Origin of the sequence: Cellulomonas telluris (genome assembly GCF_004886325.1) — a bacterium.
Lineage (GTDB): Bacteria > Actinomycetota > Actinomycetes > Actinomycetales > Cellulomonadaceae > Cellulomonas > Cellulomonas telluris.
Genome location: NZ_QXFN01000005.1, coordinates 360,193 through 375,796, shown reverse-complemented (window position 1 = coordinate 375,796; position 15,604 = coordinate 360,193). Strand labels below are relative to the sequence as shown.

Annotated in this window: 13 protein-coding genes; 5 read left to right on the top strand and 8 right to left on the bottom strand. The window is 77.6% G+C overall.

From position 1 onward, the window contains the following. Positions 1-30 precede the first annotated feature (30 nt). The 3 genes from FB586_RS17305 to FB586_RS17295 form a co-directional block, all read right to left on the bottom strand. Positions 31-915, bottom strand: a complete 885-nt coding sequence (locus tag FB586_RS17305) for a DUF2705 family protein (protein ID WP_136520572.1) — start codon at positions 913-915, stop codon at positions 31-33. Beyond that, positions 902-1,924 carry an ABC transporter ATP-binding protein gene (locus tag FB586_RS17300; protein ID WP_136520571.1) on the bottom strand — a complete coding sequence of 341 codons (1,023 nt, stop codon included), beginning with the start codon at positions 1,922-1,924 and terminating at the stop codon, positions 902-904. The genes FB586_RS17305 and FB586_RS17300 overlap by 14 nt, the downstream gene beginning before the upstream one ends. Before the next feature lie 76 nt (positions 1,925-2,000). Next, on the bottom strand, positions 2,001-3,317 hold the full coding sequence (locus tag FB586_RS17295; RefSeq protein WP_136520570.1) for a LolA family protein: 1,317 nt from the start codon (positions 3,315-3,317) through the stop codon (positions 2,001-2,003). Between the two features lie 95 nt (positions 3,318-3,412). Between FB586_RS17295 and FB586_RS17290 the strand changes: the two genes are divergently transcribed. From FB586_RS17290 to FB586_RS19750, 5 genes are all read left to right on the top strand, one after another. Further along, the gene (locus FB586_RS17290; protein WP_136520569.1) at positions 3,413-4,090 is read left to right on the top strand and encodes a response regulator transcription factor; all 678 of its coding nucleotides are present in this window, start codon (positions 3,413-3,415) and stop codon (positions 4,088-4,090) included. A gap of 26 nt (positions 4,091-4,116) precedes the next feature. After that, complete coding sequence (locus tag FB586_RS17285; protein ID WP_136520568.1) at positions 4,117-5,505, top strand: sensor histidine kinase; 1,389 nt, start codon at positions 4,117-4,119, stop codon at positions 5,503-5,505. A gap of 210 nt (positions 5,506-5,715) precedes the next feature. Continuing rightward, positions 5,716-9,132: a bifunctional proline dehydrogenase/L-glutamate gamma-semialdehyde dehydrogenase gene (locus FB586_RS17280; RefSeq protein WP_136520807.1), complete on the top strand. Its 3,417-nt coding sequence runs from the start codon at positions 5,716-5,718 to the stop codon at positions 9,130-9,132. Then, the gene (locus FB586_RS17275) at positions 9,129-9,914 is read left to right on the top strand and encodes an alpha/beta fold hydrolase (RefSeq protein WP_136520567.1); all 786 of its coding nucleotides are present in this window, start codon (positions 9,129-9,131) and stop codon (positions 9,912-9,914) included. The genes FB586_RS17280 and FB586_RS17275 overlap by 4 nt, the downstream gene beginning before the upstream one ends. Continuing rightward, positions 9,911-10,906, top strand: a complete 996-nt coding sequence (locus FB586_RS19750) for an esterase/lipase family protein (RefSeq protein WP_187697888.1) — start codon at positions 9,911-9,913, stop codon at positions 10,904-10,906. Before FB586_RS17275 ends, FB586_RS19750 begins: the two co-directional genes overlap by 4 nt. A gap of 31 nt (positions 10,907-10,937) precedes the next feature. Here FB586_RS19750 and FB586_RS17265 read toward each other — a convergent pair whose 3' ends face one another. The 5 genes from FB586_RS17265 to FB586_RS17245 form a co-directional block, all read right to left on the bottom strand. Further along, positions 10,938-12,362, bottom strand: a complete 1,425-nt coding sequence (locus FB586_RS17265) for a DHA2 family efflux MFS transporter permease subunit (protein ID WP_136520806.1) — start codon at positions 12,360-12,362, stop codon at positions 10,938-10,940. 349 nt (positions 12,363-12,711) lie between these two features. Further along, positions 12,712-13,419: a 5'-methylthioadenosine/S-adenosylhomocysteine nucleosidase gene (mtnN, locus tag FB586_RS17260; RefSeq protein WP_136520566.1), complete on the bottom strand. Its 708-nt coding sequence runs from the start codon at positions 13,417-13,419 to the stop codon at positions 12,712-12,714. After that, complete coding sequence (locus tag FB586_RS17255; protein ID WP_136520805.1) at positions 13,416-13,868, bottom strand: S-ribosylhomocysteine lyase; 453 nt, start codon at positions 13,866-13,868, stop codon at positions 13,416-13,418. The genes mtnN and FB586_RS17255 overlap by 4 nt, the downstream gene beginning before the upstream one ends. Positions 13,869-13,956: 88 nt before the next feature. Further along, positions 13,957-14,865, bottom strand: coding sequence for an NAD(P)H-hydrate dehydratase (locus FB586_RS17250; RefSeq protein WP_246036885.1), 909 nt, complete (start codon positions 14,863-14,865; stop codon positions 13,957-13,959). Further along, positions 14,858-15,604 carry a histidine phosphatase family protein gene (locus FB586_RS17245; protein ID WP_136520565.1) on the bottom strand — a complete coding sequence of 249 codons (747 nt, stop codon included), beginning with the start codon at positions 15,602-15,604 and terminating at the stop codon, positions 14,858-14,860. Before FB586_RS17245 ends, FB586_RS17250 begins: the two co-directional genes overlap by 8 nt.

Genomic DNA, 15,604 nt, shown 5'->3' with positions numbered 1-15,604 from the left:
GCCCCGGGCGGGCTCACGGGCCGGACGTCCTCAGGACGAGACGTCGGCCGTGGTGAACCGCGCCCACGCGAGCGAGCCGAACACCGCCACCCAGGCCGCCTGGACCGCCAGACCCTCGGCGAGGACGCCGCCGTCGGGGCGGATCCGCAGCATCTCGGCGAAGTCGAACCAGTGCGTGGTCAGCAGGTACGGGTGGATCACCTCGAGTTGCGGCAGCTGCCCCAGGACGCTCGACACGACCGCCACGACGACCGTCGCCGCCATGGCGCCGACCGGGACCTCGGTGAGCGTCGAGAAGAACAGGCCCACCGCGACGAGGCCCGTCATGGACAGCCCCACGTACGCGACGACGCCCGCGACCCGCAGCACCCCGGCCGACAGCGGGATCGTGTCGCCCGACAGCAGCGTGAGGTCCCCGAGCCCGAACAGCACGGCGCCCGCGACGAGCCCGACGACGGCGATCGCCAGGACGGCGGCCGCCGCGAACGCCAGCGCCGCGCACGCCTTGACGAGCAGCAGGCGCGTGCGCCCGACCGGCACGACCAGCAGGTACCGCAGCGTCCCGGCCGCGGCCTCGCCCGCGACCGCGTCGCCCGACGCGATCCCGATCGTCAGCGGCAGCAGGAACGGCAGGCACAGGAACAGCGACGCGACGACGAGGAACAGTCCGTTGCTCGTCACGCTCGTGACGAACGGCGGCCCCTGCCCGGCGAGCGCCGTGTCCCGGGTGAGGAACAGGACGAGCCCGAGCAGCACCGGCACCAGCGCGAGCCCCACGAGCAGGACGACGTTGCGGCGACGGCCCAGCACGAGCCGCAGCTCCGAGCGCAGCAGCCGGCCCAGGGCGCCGCGGCGGGGCGCGTAGCGGGCGTCCTCGGCGGCGCGCGCCGGTGCGGCGACGTCAGCGGGCGACATCGAAGCCCTCCCCGGTGAGCTCCACGAAGACCTCCTCGAGGGACGGCCGCCGCACGTCGAACGCGACGAGGTCCACGCCGGCACGCACGAGCGCGGCGGCGACCTCCTGCGGCGGCGGCGCGTCGTCCGGCAGCCCGGCGACCAGGGTCGGCTCGTCGGCCGGCCCCGGGGCACGCGCGTCGGCGCGCGCGTCGGGCAGGCCCAGGCGGCGCAGCTCGGCGAGGCCGGCCTCGACGTGGGCGGGCGTCGTGCGCACGACCGCGTGCACGCCGCGCCGCGCCGTGAGCTCCGCGCGCGGGCCCTGCAGGAGCAGCCGGCCGCGCCCCATGATCCCCACGTGCGTGCACACCTGCTCGATCTCGGCGAGCAGGTGCGAGGACACCAGCACGGTGGCGCCGCCGTCGGCGAGCTCGCGCACGAGGTGGCGCACCTCGCGGGTGCCCTGCGGGTCCAGGCCGTTGGTCGGCTCGTCCAGGACGAGCAGGTCCCGGGGACGCAGCAGCGCGGCGGCGAGCCCCAGCCGCTGCTTCATGCCCAGCGAGTACTGCCGGTACCGCTTGTCGCCCGCGGCGCGCAGGCCGACGCGCTCGAGCGCCTCCTCGACGCGGCGGGCGCGGGTGCGCGGGTCGGTCGTGGCGTCGGCGGCGTCGACGCGTCCCAGGTTCGCCCGGCCCGACAGGTACGGGTGGAACGCCGGCCCCTCGACGAGCGCGCCGACGCGCGGCAGCACGCGCGCCGCCGCGTCGGGCATCGGCTCGCCCAGCAGGTGCACCGTGCCGGCGGTCGGCCGCACGAGCCCCAGCAGCATCCGGATGGTCGTCGTCTTGCCCGACCCGTTCGGCCCGAGGAACCCGAAGACGGCGCCGCGCGGCACGTGCAGGTCGAGGCCGTCGACGGCGACCTGACCGGTCGCGAAGCGCTTGGTCAGGCCGCGCGTGGCGACCGCGGCCGGCGCGCCCGGCACGGCCTCCGCGGCCGCCGGCTGCGGGGGCTCGTGGGTGCGCGTCACCGCACCAGCCTGCCCCCGCGGCGCCGGCGGGCGCGCGCCGGGCGCGTCCGTCCTGCCGGTGGTGGTCACCGCCGGCTCAGCCGGCGAGGTCGAGCAGCGTCTGCGCGGGGACGGCGCCGGCCAGGACGCGGCCGTCGTCGAGCACCAGCACGGACAGCAGCGACGACTCCAGGAGGCGGCCGCCCTCGACGGGCGTCGTCAGCTGGTCGTACAGCGCCTGCTGGTCCAGGTCGGGCACCGGGCCCTCGCCGTCCTGCGGGACGAACTGCTCGTACAGCTCCTGCGCACCGGCCGAGCCGAAGGTCTTCTGCGGCACGGCGAGCTCGGCCACCGCGGCCGGGTCGGCGGCGAGCAGGCCCGCGACGTCGACGTTCGCGACCTGCACGACCGCGTCCCAGCCGTCACCCGTCACCGTGACGCCCTCGGGCAGCGGCGGCTCGGCCGTCGGGTCCTCGAGCGCCTCGGCGAGCGCGTCGGCGTCGGGTGCGCCGGCCGGCGGGTCCACCGGGTGCTGCGGCAGCGGCACGACGACCTCGCGCACGTCGGCGCCCGGGGGCGGCGAGAACGTGAGCACCTGGTCCGACGGGGCCGCGAACGCGACGTCGGTGAAGCCGACCTCGAGCGCGGGCGTCTCGGCGTCGTCGCTGCTCCACACCTGCACGCGCAGCGGCGTCCACGTCTGCGCGTCCACCGCCACGACGATGCGCCCCACGAGCGTGTCCGCCCCCGCGGGCGTCACGACCGCCTGGTACGCGTCGCGCCCCGCGACGGTGGTCGCCGCGTCGACACCGACGGTGGCGTGCTGCTCGGCGCGGGCGAGCGCGGCACGGCCGATCTCCTCGGGCGTGGGCAGGTCGCCCGCGACCTCGGGCGCCGCCGCCCGCTCGGCGGCGAGCGCGTCGAGCCGGGCGCGGTCGGCCTCGGAGAGCGCGTAGTGCACGACCTCGTCGTCCGAGGACGAGTAGGTCCAGGCCTGGGCACCGTCCGCGACCACGGAGTACTCCGACGCCTGGCCCAGCAGCGACACGCGCGAGCGCTGCTCGCCGTCCGTCCACACGCGCAGGGTGGAGGAGCCGCCGAGCAGGCCGATGGGGTCGGCGCCGCCGACCTCGGCGAGGGACAGGTCCGGCAGGCCGAGCCGTGCGGTGTGCACGACCGTGCCGGACAGGGCCTGCGGCTCCGCCTCCAGCACGCGCGCGACCAGCTCCTCGGGCGTCACCTCGGGCAGGCCGGCGGTGTCGGCGGTGGCCAGCAGCGGCGGGGCGGCGAAGGCGGCGCCGACCGCGACGACGGCGGCGGCCGGGACGGCCCACCGCGCGCGGTGCCGGCGCACGGGGGCGGGGGAGGCGGCGTCCTCGGGTGCGGCGCCGGGCACGGGTGCGGTGGTCTCCATGCCACCCACCCTGGCGGCAGGGCACTGAGGGCACCCTGAGAGGTGCCGCCGGCGGCTCGGGCGCCCGCGGGGGCGTGCGGTGGGATGCTGCCGGGGTGCGGGTGCTCGTGGTGGACGACGAGGTCGGGCTGACGCGCGCGCTGCGCCGGGGGCTGGCCGCCGAGGGGTTCACGGTCGACGTGGCCCACGACGGGGAGACCGGCCTGGCGATGGCGACCGACGGGGAGTACGACGTGCTCGTCGTCGACGTCATGCTGCCGCGCCGGCACGGCTACGACGTCGTCACGACGCTGCGCGAGCGCGAGGTGTGGACGCCGGTGCTCATGCTGTCCGCGAAGGACGGCGAGCACGACGTCGCCGACGGCCTCGACGTCGGCGCCGACGACTACCTGACGAAGCCGTTCTCGTTCGTCGTGCTCGTCGCGCGGCTGCGCGCGCTGGTGCGCCGCCCCGTCGCCCCGCGGCCGGCCGTGCTGCGGGCCGGGGACCTGCGGCTCGACCCGGCCACGCGCGAGGTGACCCGAGCCGGCCGCCCCGTCGAGCTCACCGTCCGCGAGACCGCGCTGCTGGAGTACCTGCTGCGCCACGGCGAGCGCGTCGTGGGCAAGCTCGAGCTGCTCGACCACGTCTTCGACACCGGCGGCGAGGACCCCAACGTCGTCGAGGTGTACGTCGGCTACCTGCGGCGCAAGCTGGGCAAGGACGCGGTCACGACCGTGCGCGGCGCGGGGTACCGGATCGGTGCCGCCACGTCCGTCGCACCCGGCGCGTGAGCCCCGCCGGACGCCCCCGCCGCGGCGTGAGCCTGTCCCTGCCCGACCGGCTGACGCTGCTCGCCACGGGCGTCGTCGCCGTCGCGCTCGTCGCGGGCGCCCTCGCCCTGTCGGGCGTGCTGGGCGCGAGCCGCGTCGCCGCGCTCGACGAGGTCGTGCGCGCCCGCGCGGCCACCGTCGCCGCGCTCGTCGCCGACGACCGCGTGCCCGCCCCGCTCCCGGTCGCCGAGCCGGGCGAGGTCGCCCAGGTCCTCGACGCGGACGGCGGCGTGCTCGCGTCGTCGGCGACGGCGAGCCGCACGCTGCCCGTGCTGGACGCCGCGACCCTCGCGGCCTGGCGGGCCGAGGCCGGCGACGGGGTGCTCGTGCGCAGCACCGACGCGAGCGCGTACGACGCCGAGGCCCGCGTCGCGGTGCGTGCGGCGGACCTGGGCGGCGCGCCCGTGACCGTCGTGGCGAGCGTGCCGCTCGACGAGGTCCGCGGCGTCCTCGACGCGCTGCGGCTCGCGCTGCTGCTCGTCGTCCCGGTGCTCACCCTCGGCGTCGCGCTGCTCGTGCGCACGCTGATCGGCCGTGCGCTCGCGCCCGTCGAGGACCTGCGGGCCGCCGCCGACCGGGTCGCGCTCGCGGGCGGTCCGGGGTCGCTGCCGGTGCCGGCGGCGGACGACGAGCTGGCCGCGCTCGCGCGCACGCTCAACGCGATGCTCGACCGGCTCGAGGCGTCGGCCGCGCGGCAGCGCACGTTCGTCGCCGACGCCGCGCACGAGCTGCGCTCACCCGTCGCCGCGGTCCGTGCGGCGGTGGAGGTGGCCCGCGAGCACCCCGAGGCGTACCCGGTGCGGGACCTGGTGGACGACCTCGTCCCCGAGGTGGCGCGCATGCAGGCGCTCGTCGACGACCTGCTCGTCCTGGCGCGCCTCGGCGGTGCAGCCGTGCCGCGCGGCCCGGTCGACCTCGCGGAGGCGGCGGCCGAGGCCGTGTCGTCGGCCCGTCCGGTCGCGGACGCGCACGGCGTGGACCTGGCGGTGCACGGCGCGGGTGCGGCCCTGGGCACGCAGGACGGCGTGCGGCGGGTGCTGCGCAACCTGGTCGCGAACGCCGCCCGCCACGCCGGTGCCCGCGTCGACGTCGCGGTGGCCGACGGACGCGTCGTGGTCGACGACGACGGCCCCGGCATCCCCCCGGCCGACCGCGAGCGCGTGTTCGCGCGGTTCGTGCGCCTGGACGGCGCACGCGAGCGGGACGCGGGCGGCACGGGGCTCGGTCTGGCCATCGCCCGGGAGGTCGCGCGCGAGCTCGGCGGGGACGTCGTGCTCGGCGACGCACCGGCCGGCGGCCTGCGCGCGGTCGTCACGCTGCCGGCGGCGGGACCGGGCGAGGGTGCGGCGCCCCGCCGCGGGGTCGATGATGGGTGATCACGCGGGCGACCCTCGCGTACCCCCGACCCCGGAGAGCACGTGACCGTCGACGACCGCACCGACGACCGCACCACCGGCCCCACCGGGCCGCGCGCGGCCCGCACCACCGCCGGCACCACCCGCACCGCCGCCGGCACCACCCGCACCGCCGCCGGCACCACCCGCACCGCCGCCGGCACCGCGGACGCACGGTACGGCCCCGACGACCTGCGCCGCCTCGAGGACGACGCCGTGGCGCTGGTCCGCCGCTGGCTGGACGCCAGCGCGTCCGGCCCGGTCGACCCGGCGGCCCGGCAGCTGGCCGACGTGCTGGCCGACCCCGAGGGGCTGGCGTTCACGGTCGGCTTCGTCGACCGCGTCGTGCGCCCCGAGGACGACCGCGTCGCCGCCCGTGAGCTCGCCGCGCTGGCGCGGCGCACGCCCGCCTTCCTCGCCCCGCACCTGCGCCTCGGGGTGCGGGCGGGTGCGGTGGCGGCGCGCGTGGCCCCGGGGCTCGTCGTGCCGGTCGTGCGGCGGGCGCTGCGCGCGATGGTCGGCCACCTCCTCGTCGACGCCAGCGACGCCCGCCTCGGCCCGGCGATCGCCCGCCTGCGCCGGCCCGGCGTGCAGCTCAACCTCAACCTGCTCGGCGAGGCCGTGCTCGGCCGCCGCGAGGCGGACCGGCGCCTGGCCGGCATCCGGGCGCTCGTGGAGCGCGACGACGTCGACTACGTGTCGGTCAAGGTGTCGGCGGCGGTCGCGCCGCACGCGCCGTACGCCTTCGACGAGGCAGTCGACGAGGTCGTCGAGCGGCTCGCCCCGCTGTACGAGCGGGCCGCGGCGACGAACACGTTCGTCAACCTCGACATGGAGGAGTACCGCGACCTCGACCTGACGGTCGCGGTGTTCACGCGGCTGCTCGACCGGCCCGCGCTGCTGGGCTGGTCCGGCGGGATCGTGCTGCAGGCGTACCTGCCCGACGCGGTCGGCGCGATGCTCCGGCTGCAGGAGTGGGCCCGGGCGCGGCGTGCCCGCGGCGGCGCGCCGGTCAAGGTGCGGCTGGTCAAGGGCGCGAACCTGCCGATGGAGCGCGTCGAGGCCGCGATGCACGGCTGGCCGCTCGCCACGTGGTCCACGAAGCAGGAGACGGACACGCAGTACAAGCGCCTGCTCGACGTCGCCCTGCGCCCCGACGCGGTGGACGCCGTCCGCCTCGGCGTCGCCGGGCACAACCTGTTCGACCTCGCGCTCGCGTGGCTGCTCGCCCGCTCGCGCGGCGTCGAGGACGCGATGGACGTCGAGATGCTCCTCGGCATGGCGCAGGCGCAGGCGGACGTCGTGCGGCAGGAGGTCGGGCGCCTCGTCCTCTACGTGCCGGTCGTGCACCCGCGCGAGTTCGACGTCGCGATCGCCTACCTCGTGCGCCGCCTCGAGGAGGGGGCGAGCCCGGAGAACTTCATGTCCGCCGCGTTCGACCTGGCCGACGACGCCTCGGCGTTCGAGCGCGAGCGGGCCCGGTTCTCGGCCGCGCTGCGCGCCCTCGACGACGCGGTCCCGGCGCCGCACCGCACGCAGGACCGGTCCCTGCCGCCCGCGCCCGTGGGGCTCGCCCCGTTCGCGAACGCCCCCGACACCGACCCGGCGGTCCCCGCCAACCGCGACTGGGCCCGCGCGATCCTGGGCCGGGCGCCCGGCTCCACGCTCGGCACCGACACCCTGGCCGCCGCCCGCCTCCACGACGCCGACGCGCTCGACCGCGTCCTGGCCGAGGCCGTCGCCGCGTCGGCGGGCTGGTCCGCGCGGGGCGGCGCGGGCCGGCGCGCGGTGCTGCGCGCCGCGGCGGACGCGCTCGAGGCCCGCCGGGCCGACCTGCTCGAGGTCATGGCGTCGGAGGCGGGCAAGACCCTCGACCAGGGCGACCCGGAGGTCTCCGAGGCGGTCGACTTCGCCCGGTACTACGCGGACCGCGCTGCCGAGCTGGAGCACGTGCCCGGGGCCCGGTTCGCCCCGGCGCGCCTGACCGTCGTCACGCCGCCGTGGAACTTCCCCGTCGCGATCCCCGCGGGCTCCGTCCTGGCGGCGCTCGCGGCCGGGTCGGCCGTCGTGCTCAAGCCCGCCCCGCCCGCGCGGCGCTGCGGCGCCGTGCTCGCGGAGACGCTGTGGGCGGCCGGTGTGCCGCGCGACGTGCTGCACCTCGTCGACGTCGAGGAGTCGACCCTCGGCTCGGCGCTCGTGTCCGACCCCCGGGTCGAGCGCGTCGTGCTCACCGGCTCGTGGGAGACCGCCGAGCTGTTCCGCTCGATGCGCCCCGACCTGCCGCTGCTCGCCGAGACGTCGGGCAAGAACGCGATCGTCGTCACGCCGTCCGCGGACCTCGACCTGGCGGTCAAGGACGTCGTGGCGTCGGCGTTCGGCCACGCCGGGCAGAAGTGCTCCGCGGCGTCGCTCGTCGTGCTGGTCGGCTCGGTCGCCCGGTCGCGCCGGTTCCGCACGCAGCTGCTCGACGCCGTGACCTCGCTGCAGGTCGGGTGGCCGCACGACCCGCGCACCCAGATGGGCCCGCTCGTCGAGCCCGCGTCCGGCAAGCTCCTCGACGGCCTGACGACGCTCGGCCCGGGGGAGCGGTGGGCCGTCGAGCCGCGCCGCCTCGACGACGAGGGCCGGCTGTGGACGCCCGGCGTGCGGGTGGGGGTGCGGCCCGGCTCCGAGGCGCACCGCACCGAGTGGTTCGGCCCCGTGCTCGCGGTGATGACCGCCGACACCCTGGACGAGGCGATCGCGCTGCAGAACGACGTGGACTACGGCCTCACGGCGGGTCTGCACTCGCTCGACCCCGACGAGATCACCTACTGGCTCGCCCGCGTGCAGGCGGGCAACGTCTACGTGAACCGCGGCATCACCGGCGCCATCGTGCAGCGCCAGCCCTTCGGCGGGTGGAAGCGGTCGGTCGTCGGGCCGACGACCAAGGCGGGCGGGCCGCACTACCTGTTCGGCTTCGGCACCTGGGCCGACGACCCCGCGACCGCCGTCCCGGCGCCGGACGCCACCCTGCCTCCGCCCGTCGCGGCGCTGCTCGACGCGGCCGACGCGGCGGGCCTGCCGCCCGCGGACCTGCGGGCCGTGCGGGGGGCCGCCGCCGCGGCCGCGCACGTGTGGGCCACGGACCTCGGCGTGCCGCGCGACGTCACGGGCCTGGAGCCCGAGCGCGACGTGCTGCGGCACCTGCCCGTGCCGGTCCACGTCCGGCTCGCCGAGGGCGCGCCCGTCGCCGACCTGCTGCGCGTGCTCGCGGCCGGGCTGACCGCGGGCTCCACCGGCGAGGTCAGCGTCCCCGCGCCGCTGCCGACCGCCCTGGCCGCGGCCGTGGCGGACGCCGGCTTCGACGTGCACGTGCAGGACGACGAGGCGTGGGCCGCGGACCTGCCGCACGTGCCGGACGGCCGCGTCCGGCTGGTCGGCGGGGACGCGGCCGCGGCCGCGCGCGCCGCCGAGGGACGCGCCGACGTGACCGTCTACGGCGGTCCCGTCACGTCGTCCGGGCTCGTCGAGCTGCTCGCGTTCGTGCGCGAGCAGGCCGTGAGCGTCACCGCGCACCGCTTCGGCACCCCCGACCCGCTCGCCGACCAGGTCGTGGAGGCCCTGTGATCCCCGTCCCCAGCGGTCTCAACGTCCGCATCGACCGGCTGCTCGTCGACGGGCTGCCGCTGCGCACGTGGACGTGCTGGCGCGACAGCCTCGACCGCGTCCCGCCGCAGGAGCGCCGGGACGTGGTGCTGGTGCACGGCATCGGCGTCTCGTCGCACTACTTCCAGCCGCTCGCCGGCGAGCTCGCGGGTGCCGGGGTCGTGCACATGCTCGACCTGCCCGGCTTCGGCGACGTCCCGCGGCCCGACCGCCGGCTCGACGTGGAGGACTTCGCCGGCGTCGTGGAGCGCTGGCTGCGGCGCGCCGGGCTGGACCGGCCGACGGTCCTGGGGCACTCGATGGGCGCCCAGGTCGTCACCGAGCTCCTGGCGAAGGCGCCGGACGTCGCCGGCCGCGCCGTGCTCGTCGGTCCCACCACGGACCCCGCCGCGCGCTCGGCGGTCCGGCAGGGGCTGCGCCTGCTGCGCACCGCGGTGCACGAGTCCCCGCGGACCCGGCAGACGATCCTCGTCGACTACCTGCAGTCCGGGGCGCTCTGGTACGGGCTGGTGCTGCCCAGCATGCTCGAGTACCGGACCGAGGAGCGGATCCAGCAGGTGCCGGTGCCGGTCCTGGTCGTCCGCGGCGAGCACGACCGCATCGCCCCGCGCCCCTGGGTGCAGCAGGTCGCCGCGGCGGCGCCGGACGGCCGGTGGGCCGAGGTGCCGGGCGGCGGCCACGCGGTGTTCGCGAACCACGCGCGCGAGGTCGCCGCGCTGATCCGGGAGCACCAGGACCGGTGAGCGACGCGCAGGGGGGTGCCGGCGCGCCGGCGCAGGAGCAGGAGCCGGGCGTGCGCGTCGGCTGGCGCCGGCGTGCCGAGCAGGCCGTGGCGTGGGCGCGGGACTACGCGTGGATCGTCGGGGCGCAGGCGCGCGCGACGCTCGCGCCGCCGCTGCCCGAGGACCTCGCCACGGGCACGCGGGCCCCCGTGCTGCTGCTGCCGGGCATCTACGAGACGTGGCCGGTCATGGACGGCCTCGTGCGGGCGCTGCACGGCGCGGGGCACCCGGTGCACGCGGTCCCGGCGCTCGGCTACAACGGCCGCGGGCTCGAGGAGTCCGCCCGGCGCGTCCGCGACCGGCTCGCGGAGCTCGACCTCGACGACGTCGTCCTCGTCGCGCACTCCAAGGGCGGGCTCATCGGCAAGCTCGTGCTCGGCACCCCGGGGGTCGGCGACCGGCTCGCGGGGATGGTCGCCGTGAACACGCCGTTCTCGGGGTCGGTGTACGCGCGCTGGTTCCCCGTGCGCGCCGTGCGGGCGCTCTCGCCGGTGGACCCCGACATCCTCGCGCTGGCCCGTCAGGTCGCCGCGAACGCGCGCATCTGGTCGGTGTACGCCCGCTTCGACCCGCACGTGCCGGGCGGCAGCCGGCTCTCCGGGGCGGCAGCGAACGTGCGGCTGCCGGTGGACGGGCACTTCGCGCCCCTCGCCGACGCGCGCGTGCACGCCGTCGTGCTCGACGGGGTCGGGCGGCTCGCCGCGGCCTGGCGCGACCGGTCGCAGGTGCCGCCGAGCGCCGCGGCCGTCGACGCCGTGCGGGCCGCCCACGGGCACGCGGGCGCGGGCGAGGTCGCGGGGGACGGGATGGTCGCCACCGCGGTGGACGTCGTCGCGGCGGCGGCCGCCACGCCGCGACCGGCACGGGACGTGCCGGCGAGCGAGCCGGCAGGACCGGACGCGCCGGGGCCCGCCGACGGTGACGTCGACGGGCCCCGGGGCGCCTCGCGCTGAGCGGAGGCCGGGCGGGTCGGTGCCCGGCGGGTCAGTGCCCGACGGGCCGCTCCGCGCCCGCCGGTGCGGGCCGCACGAGCAGCGCCGCCGCGATCGCGGGCAGCGACAGCACCGCGCCGAGCAGGAACGCGCCGCGCACGCCGCCGGCGGTCGCGGTGACCGCGCCGGCGCCCTCGGCCGCGAGCCCGGTCGAGACCGCCGTGAGCACGGTGACGAACACCGCGGTGCCCGCCGCGCCGGCGACCTGCTGCACCGTGCCGATGACCGCGCTGCCGTGCGAGTACAGCTTCTGCGGCACCGACCCCAGCGCGGAGGTGAACAGCGGCGTGAACACGAGCGCGAGGCCCGCGGACATCGTCAGGTGGGCGCCGACGAGCACCCACGGGGAGCCGCCCTCGCGCAGCAGGAGCGCCATCGCCCACACGGCGGCCGACACGAGCACCGTGCCCGGCACGAGCAGCGGGCGAGGCCCCACGCGGTCGTACGCGCGGCCGACGATCGGCGCGAGCAGACCCATGAGCAGACCGCCCGGCAGCAGCAGCAGGCCCGTGCGCAGCGTGTCGAGGCCGAGCACGTCCTGCGCGTAGATCGGCAGCATGATGATCGAGCCGAACAGCGACATCATCATCACGGCCATCAGCGCGACGCCGACCGCGAACGTCCGGATGCGGAACGTGCGCAGGTCGAGCAGCGCGTCGTCCCGCCGCTGCAGCCGCAGCTGACGCACCACGAACACGGTCAGACCCGCGAGCCCGACGAGGATCGCGCCGACGGTGATCGCGTCGACACCGCCCGCCGCGGCCGCCTCGCCGATGTGCGAGAGCCCGAACACCAGACCGCCGAAGCCGATCGCGGACAGCACCACGGACAGCACGTCGACGCGGGCCCAGCGGGTCTCGGTGACGTTCGGCAGGCGCGCCGCGCCGAGCACGAGCGCGGCGACGGCGATCGGCAGCACGATCCCGAACATCCACCGCCAGCTGAGCACGGACAGGATGAGGCCGGACACCGTCGGGCCGATGGCGGGCGCGACCGAGATGACGACCGAGATGTTGCCCATCGTGCGGCCGCGGCCCTCGGGCGGCGTCACGTTCATCACCGTCGTCATGAGCAGCGGCAGCATGACGGCCGTGCCGAGCGCCTGCACGACGCGGCCGGCGAGCAGCAGCTCGAACCCGGGGGCGACCGCGCAGATCAGCGTGCCGAGCGAGAACGCGCCCATCGCGCCGAGGTACGCCTGCCGCGTCGTCAGGCGCTGCAGCAGGAAGCCCGTGACCGGGATGACCACGGCCATCGTCAGCAGGAAGCCGGTCGTCAGCCACTGCGCGGCGGACGCCGTCACGCCGAGGTCGTCGCGCAGCCGGGGCAGCGCCACGCCCATGATCGTCTCGTTGAGGATGACGACGAACGTCGACACCAGGAGCAGGGCGACCGCGAGGCGGTCGCGGGCGGACATCGCGGCGGGGACGGTGCCCTCCGGGCCGGTGGTCGGCCCCGCCGGAGCCGGTGCCGGCGTCGCCGGACGTTCGTCGACCGTGGCGGTCGAGGCGTCGAGGTTCTGGTCGGTCACGGTGCCACCTGTCAGGTCGAGGGTCGTACGGTGCGCGGGCGCGCGGGAGCCGCCGGGCGGCGGCCACGTCGTCGGGGGTAGGACCGAAGTCTCTGGCGACAACCCCGCGGCGGTCGAGGTGATTCCGCCGGCGCGTCGTCGCCATCCGCTGCCGACCCGGGCCGTGCCCGGAACTCATCGGGGGGTGGCGGCACCGTCCGGTGCCGCCACCCCCCGACGGGTGCGTCGCGCGTGCTCAGCGGGCGGGCGCCAGCACCTGGTCCAGCAGGCCGAGGACGACCGTCGCGGACCGCTCGGCGGCGTCGTCGACGTGCGCGCCGAAGTCGACGCCGGCGATCGGGCCGCACAGGTCCGAGATGCCGCGCACGGACAGGAACGGCACGCCGAGCAGGTGCGCGGCGTGCGCGAGCGCCGCGGACTCCATGTCGCACGCGAGGGCGTCGGGGAAGGCGGCGCGCAGCGGCTCGACGCGCTCGGCGTCGACGAACACGTCGCTCGACAGGATCGTGCCCGTGCGCACGGTCAGGCCGTGCGGGTCGGCGGCGCCGGCCGCGGCCAGCAGGGCCGGGTCGGCGTCGTACCGGGCCGGCATGCCCGGCACCTGCCCGAGCGCGTACCCGAAGACGCGCGCGTCCGCGGCGCCGTACACGGTCGAGGCGCCGACGACGACGTCGCCCACGCGCACGTCCAGGCCCATGCCGCCCGCCGAGCCGGCGCTGACCACGACCCGGGGGGTGTGCTCGGCGAGCGCGAGGACGGCGGCCGTGGCGGAGTTCACGAGCCCGATGCCGCACGTGACGAGCAGGACCCGGGCGTCGCCGACGTGCAGCAGCCGCCGGCGGGCGCCCGCGACCTCCGTCTCGTCCTCGGCCGCGCTCGCGCGCTCGAGGAACGGCGTCGCCTCCACGCCCATCGCCGTCACGACGACGGCGTCGACGCTCACGCGGTGACCTGCGCCCAGCCCGAGCGCTCGGCGAGGAACGCGCGCGCGACGTCCTGCGCGCCCTCGAGCGTGTGGTTCGCGCCCCAGCCGCACTGCGTCTCGTTCGCGGCCGGCACCTCCGTGGCGCCGAGGACGTCCTCGAGCGTCCCGGCGACGAGCTCCTCGACCTCCTCCTGGCTCCAGCGGCCCTCGAGCATGAGGTAGAAGCCGGTCTGGCAGCCCATGGGGGAGAAGTCGAGCACGCGGTCGCTGTGGTTGCGCGAGTGCTCGGCGAACAGGTGCTCGAGGGAGTGCACGGCCGGCATCTCGAGGTGCCCGTGGTTCGGCTGCGCGAAGCGCACGTCGAACTTGCTGATCACGTCGCCGTGCGGCAGCTCCTTGAGGTCCGCGAGCCGGATGTACGGCGCGGCGACGGTGCGGTGGTCGAGGTTGAACGACTCGACGTTCATGCGAGGGGTGTCCACGTCACCAGTCTGCGCCATGCGGCGCCGGGATCGCCCTCCGGGTCCGGCGGCCGGACCGGACGGCACCGGGGAGTCAGCGGACGCGCAGCTCGACGAGGACCCGGGGGAGCTCGTCCAGCAGCTCGCGGGCCAGGTAGCCCTGCGGGCCGACGCGCGCGGCGAGGCGGTCGCCCGCGGTGCCGTGCGCCTCGACGCCGAAGCACGCCGCCTGCGCCGGGTCGGCGCCGCGCGCCAGCAGCCCGCCGACCGCCCCGGCCAGCACGTCGCCGCTGCCGGAGGTGCCGAGCCCCGAGTACCCGGTGGACGACCGCCAGCGCCGGCCGTCCGGGGCGGCGACGGCACCGGCGCACGCCACCACGACGCCGTAGCGCCCGGCGGCGCGGGCCGCGGCGCCGTCGTCCACGCCGTCCTCGTCGGCACCGTCGTCCAGGCCCAGCAGGTACGTCATCTCGGTCGCGTTCGGCGTCAGCACCGTGCGGCCACGCAGCGCCTCGTGCAGGTCCTGCGCGTCCGGCAGGACGCCGAGGGCGAACGCGTCGAGCACGAGCGGCACGTCGCCGGCCGTGCCCGCCACGACCGCACGCAGCACGGCGAGCGTCCCGTCCGGCGCGTCCAGGCCCGGTCCCACGACGACGACGTCGGCGCGCGCGAGCTCGCCGTCCAGGACGCCGTCACCGGCACCCGTCACCGACCCGTGCGCGTCCTCTGGCAGCCCGACGACGCCCGCCTCCGGCACCGCCACCGCCACGTGCGGCGCGAGCGACCCCGCGACCGCGAGCGTCAGCCGGCCCGCGCCGACGCGCAGCGCCGCCAGCCCCGCGAGCATGGCGGCTCCCGGCGTGCGGCGCGCACCACCGACGACGAGCACGCCGCCCCGCGCGTCCTTGCCCCCGGTGGGCTCGGGCAGCGGCCACGCGCGCAGCGCCGCCGGCGTCAGCGTGCCGCCCGTCGACGTGCCCGCGGCCCCGTCGCCGTCAGGCACCGGCGTCGTCCGTGCCCTCGTGCTCGGTCACCGCGGCGTCGAGCGCCGCCAGGTGACCGACCTCGTCGAACGCCGTGAGCAGCCACGCGTCGTCGACCCGGTCCAGCCGCGTCACCGACGCGTTGCGCACGCTGCGCTCGCGCACGATCGCCATGAGCTGGTCCTCGTCCATCGCCTCGAGCACGTAGCGCAGCAGCATCACCACCGCGTCGTGCGCCACGACGAGGACCCGGCGCCCGTCCTCGCGCTCGGCCAGGTCGCGCAGCACCGAGCGCAGGCGCAGCGCGACGTCGGCCCAGGACTCCCCGCCCGGCGGGCGGTGGTACATCTTGCCGAGCAGCCGGCGGCGCTCCGCCTCCTGGGGGTGCCGGGCCTCGACGCCCACCCGGGTGAGCCGGTCCAGCACGCCGAGCTCGCGGTCGCGCAGCCGCTCGTCGAGCCGCACCGGCACGTCGAGCCCCGCGGCCTCCAGCGCCGCAGCGGCCGTCTGCCGGGTGCGCAGGTACGGCGAGCACCAGACGACCTCGGGCCGCTCGTCCGCCGGGAGCGCGCCCAGCCACACGCCGAGGGCCTGCGCCTGCTCGCGGCCCCGGTCGGACAGCGGGGTGTCCGCGTCGCGCGTGTCGATGCCGACGACCTCCGCGCCCTCGCGCTCGGCGCGTGCCGCGGCGAGGTTGCCGACGCTCTCGCCGTGCCGGACCAGGACCAGGGACGCGGGGGCCGGCGCCGGGGTCACCAC

What these genes read in the sequence shown, in the direction of transcription:
- FB586_RS17295 (WP_136520570.1), bottom strand. Translation starts at nt 3,317, where the DNA reads ATGGAGACCACCGCACCCGTGCCCGGCGCCGCACCCGAGGACGCCGCC.
- FB586_RS17265 (WP_136520806.1), bottom strand. Translation starts at nt 12,362, where the DNA reads ATGTCCGCCCGCGACCGCCTCGCGGTCGCCCTGCTCCTGGTGTCGACG.
- FB586_RS17305 (WP_136520572.1), bottom strand. Translation starts at nt 915, where the DNA reads ATGTCGCCCGCTGACGTCGCCGCACCGGCGCGCGCCGCCGAGGACGCC.
- FB586_RS17255 (WP_136520805.1), bottom strand. Translation starts at nt 13,868, where the DNA reads ATGAACGTCGAGTCGTTCAACCTCGACCACCGCACCGTCGCCGCGCCG.